At 51.6% G+C, this 3554-nt stretch carries 4 protein-coding genes and 1 tRNA gene; 1 reads left to right on the top strand and 4 read right to left on the bottom strand.

Going from position 1 to position 3554, the window contains the following annotated elements:
- Positions 1 to 75, top strand: a tRNA-Gln gene (locus N512_RS0120945).
- A 281-nt stretch (positions 76 to 356) separates the two neighbouring features.
- Here the strand turns inward: N512_RS0120945 and N512_RS0120940 are convergent.
- The 4 genes from N512_RS0120940 to N512_RS0120925 form a co-directional block, all read right to left on the bottom strand.
- Entirely contained in the window at positions 357 to 770 is a 414-nt protein-coding gene (locus N512_RS0120940; RefSeq protein ID WP_028781576.1) for a hypothetical protein, read from the bottom strand.
- The gene (locus N512_RS0120935) at positions 767 to 1225 is read right to left on the bottom strand and encodes a hypothetical protein (RefSeq protein WP_025012151.1); all 459 of its coding nucleotides are present in this window, start codon (positions 1223 to 1225) and stop codon (positions 767 to 769) included. Before N512_RS0120935 ends, N512_RS0120940 begins: the two co-directional genes overlap by 4 nt.
- Before the next feature lie 94 nt (positions 1226 to 1319).
- Positions 1320 to 2456: a pyridoxal phosphate-dependent aminotransferase gene (locus N512_RS0120930; protein WP_037475853.1), complete on the bottom strand. Its 1137-nt coding sequence runs from the start codon at positions 2454 to 2456 to the stop codon at positions 1320 to 1322.
- 112 nt (positions 2457 to 2568) lie between these two features.
- Positions 2569 to 3123 (bottom strand): NADAR family protein, encoded by a 555-nt coding sequence (locus N512_RS0120925; RefSeq protein WP_081737230.1) that lies wholly within the window; start codon positions 3121 to 3123, stop codon positions 2569 to 2571.
- Positions 3124 to 3554 lie beyond the last annotated feature (431 nt).

Below are 3554 nucleotides of genomic sequence, written 5' to 3'. Positions count from 1 at the left end.
TGGGGTATCGCCAAGCGGTAAGGCACCGGGTTTTGATCCCGGCATTCCCAGGTTCGAATCCTGGTACCCCAGCCATATTCAACGAAAGAGCCCGTCATCGACGGGCTTTTTTGTGTCTGTTTTTCATCGTTTGAACTTGTCTGCTATTGGCGCATCGGCCGGGATCCCGGCTATTTCGCACCGGCGATCCTGCGACATGGCGAGAGTTGCCAGCGAGAGTTACGTAGCAATATGCTTTCGAGCGCCAACCAAGGATGGCTACATTTCCGCCTGTGCCTGGAAATCCGTGTATGCCTGTAAACTAGTGCCAAGATTTCACCGATCCAGAGTCATACCAGCCTTGAGCTATCAAGCTTCTACTCGACTTTCAGCTTCTGTCGCAGACTCTCATCTCTGGCGGCCTTGGTGACTTCGAGAGCGATATTGCGCCTGAGGCGAATTAACCAACTGTCGATTTTGGCCTGGTCCATTTTGCAATCGCAGCGGCTGGAGAGCAGGCTAAGCTGCAGTTCCTGTGCCTGCCGTGCTACTTCTACTTCGACTGTGTATCCCTTGTAGTTATTGAGCCGGGCGAGCCAGTTGCCATCTGCGGCCGTTTCCAGTTCCCAGCTATCCCGGGTAACGGCCCGCTGCAACATGGCGGGGATATCCTGCACATAGCCACCTGTGGGTACTGGGTTTTGCCAGCGTTGCAATTGATATTCAGTCTCGGCGGAAGCCGGGTTCAGCCATAACAGATTCAGCAGCAGCGGCAGTAGTATTCGTTTCATGATTTTTTCAGCTCCTGGGCGATGGAGAGACGCAGATTCTTGATGTAGTTGTAATAGCCGCGGCCATTCTTGTAGCAGATATCATCAATCAGCTTTTTGCAGACAAAATCCCCCAAGGCGGCGTGGTATTTAAGCTGAATATAGTTGGCGTCGTATTCAATGCGCATCACATTAGTGTCGCCACGATAGTCGAAACGGGCCAGGATATAGCCCTCACCTTCGCCCTCGTATACCCAGGCAAAGCCCTTGGTGCTGAGCATACCTTCGAGAATGGCATAACGAACCTGGGCCTCACTGGCTCCCGCTACCGGGATCTCTTTATGAACGGCTTCGATATAGCTGTTTGAGGATTTGGGTTTGGCATTTTTGTTGATGACCAGCTCGCCGGGGGCGGCTTGCAACGACAGGGAGAAACCGAGGGCGAATAACGCCCCCAGAATGGATTGGACTTGCATATCAGAATCCTTCTGAAAAAGGCTGCGAAAGTCCGAGTCTAGCGAAAAGCCAAGGCACTTGAAAGAGCGCTTGAAACAGCACTTGAAAGAGGAATTAGAGCAAACCTTCCAAACGCAGACGTTGCATCTCTTTGGCAACTCGTTGCATCTGCATTGGCGTGCCCAAGGTCAAGCGATTCCAGCCTTCAAGCCCTGGGAAGGTGCGGCCCACCAGAATGCCGGCCTGCTGCATCCGCTTGCGATAGTCTTCATTATTGCCCTTGATGCGGTGGAAAATAAAACTGGCGTTGAGTGGCAGATAGTCGAGCCCCAGTTGTTTGAGTGTGGCAATGATAATGGCACCGGCTTCTAAATTGTTGCTGCGGGTCTGCGCCAGCCAGGCGCTGTCATCCAACACTGCCGCCGCCCCATAGAGAGCAAACAGGTTGGCGTTGTCAAAACTCGCCTGGGCCTGCATGGCGGTTATCATTTCCGGAGCGGCAATGGCATAACCGGCCCTCAGTCCCGCCATTCCCCATGCTTTGGAGAACGTTTTGGTCAGCACTGTGTGTTTCTGGCCATTTTGGATGAACGGCAGCGCGGATTGGAAATCGCTACCGGCATACTCGCCGTAGGCCTCATCAATAATAAACTGCAGCTCGGGACTGGCCTTGGCTAGCCACTGTGCAACCGGCGCCTTGGGCAGCAAGAGGCCGGTTGGGTTGTTGGGGTTACACAGATAGACAATGGAAGGGCCAGGGTGTGCGGCCACGGCGGCTTGCATAGCGGCGATATCGGTTTGCAGCTCGGCGGTGAGCGGCACTTCAGTTACCTTGAGCCCTCTGGCCTTGGCATAGTCGGCCACTATGTCAAAGGTAGGCTTTGGCATCACCAACTGGCAGCGAGCGCTAGCCATGGCATCTATGGCGAATTTGAGTACTTCGGAAGAGCCATTGCCATAAATGAGCTGCTCTTGGCTGACACCGTGATAGCTTGCCAGGCGCTTGAGCAAGGCCTGACGGGCACTGTCGGGATACAGGTGCGCCTCGCCCATATGCTGCATAATGGCTTCCCTGGCACTGCTTGGCATCCCCAGCGGGTTTTCATTGAAGTTCAGCGCCACCAGGGGACCCTTGGAGGCAGTAGCTTGGGCCTGCTCCTGGGAAGATAGAGAGAAATTACTGCAGCCACTGAGCCCCAGTGCGGTACCGGCTAGACCGGCCTGAATAAAATGCCTACGACTTAATTGCATGTTTATTATGATGATCTGGATAAGAGGGCGCTCAGTCTACCCAGAGGAGAAGAGAAAGTGAATGAATTTTTATTCATTATTTGAAGTTTGTTATTCTTTTGGCCATTGATTGTCAGAGATCTTTTCTGAGCCGATCGCGAACTTCCATGAGTGCAAACCCTAACAGATTTAAGCCTTTCCATCTCCTGGGAATTTCAGATTCAGGATGATCTTGAGCGAGCCCGATCCCCCATACTTTATCTACAGGACTAGCCTCGACCAAGATACGGTTTCCAGTATTAAGCAGAAACGATTTTAGTTCAGTATGCTGAGCAAACTTAGCTAAGTTTGCATTAAGCACTATTTCAAAGCGTCTCTCATCCCAGACTTCTTGGTTGAACCCGACTAATTCCCGACCAATAGCTTTGGCTGCGCCAGGGGTGGTGGCAAGGAGGATTCTTGCACATGCAATGTCATCACCAAATAGTTTTGCCTTGTGATACATCATGTAATGCTCCGCAGTAATGAAGACGTTGCCTTCTTCTTCAAACTTTGCGTCATACCATTGACTAAAACAACTCTTGGAAATTTGTTCTCCTTTCTCTTGGTGTCCCCAGAAGAATATGTACTTGACCTTATTCCCTTGGTCTACGAAATCGACCAACTGTTCTCTTGTCCTAATTTTCAAAGTGATTCCTATGCTTGGTTGCTTTTTACCTACAAAAAGACTTTCTTACCCTGGTCAGTTCAGGCCTTGGCACTGAACTCAGAGATTGTTATGAATTCTATAAGTTGTGTATGAGGCCATGCTACACCAGCTTACAATTTAGCGAAATTTCTTGAATGTTCACGGTCGGTGAAGAGTTGGCTTAAAGCCATGATAGCCGCTGTGCCAGCGGCCTAAAGTCGTGGTGTTCCACACCACACCGGGCAAGGGGTTTTGCTTGTCCAAAGCCCCTTGCATCCCCAAGGACACCCCCGACGTAGCCGAAATCCCCGCTGGCTTATGAAGCAAATTGGCTACACTCAGGACTCGCATCCTTGCTCGACCTTCGAGCCTCTACATCCCTGTCTCGGCTACGCCAATTTGCAACAACGCCAGCGGCGGCTCCGAAGGGG

This window comes from Shewanella sp. 38A_GOM-205m, from assembly GCF_000518445.1.
GTDB classification, from domain to species: Bacteria; Pseudomonadota; Gammaproteobacteria; order Enterobacterales; family Shewanellaceae; genus Shewanella; species Shewanella algae.
The sequence above is the reverse complement of the archived record's forward strand: the minus strand, read 5'-3'. Positions and strand labels throughout refer to the sequence as shown.

Excerpts from the sequence above, each read along its gene's own strand:
- N512_RS0120940 (WP_028781576.1), bottom strand. The coding sequence starts at position 770 with ATGAAACGAATACTACTGCCGCTGCTGCTGAATCTGTTATGGCTGAAC.
- N512_RS0120935 (WP_025012151.1), bottom strand. The coding sequence starts at position 1,225 with ATGCAAGTCCAATCCATTCTGGGGGCGTTATTCGCCCTCGGTTTCTCC.
- N512_RS0120930 (WP_037475853.1), bottom strand. The coding sequence starts at position 2,456 with ATGCAATTAAGTCGTAGGCATTTTATTCAGGCCGGTCTAGCCGGTACC.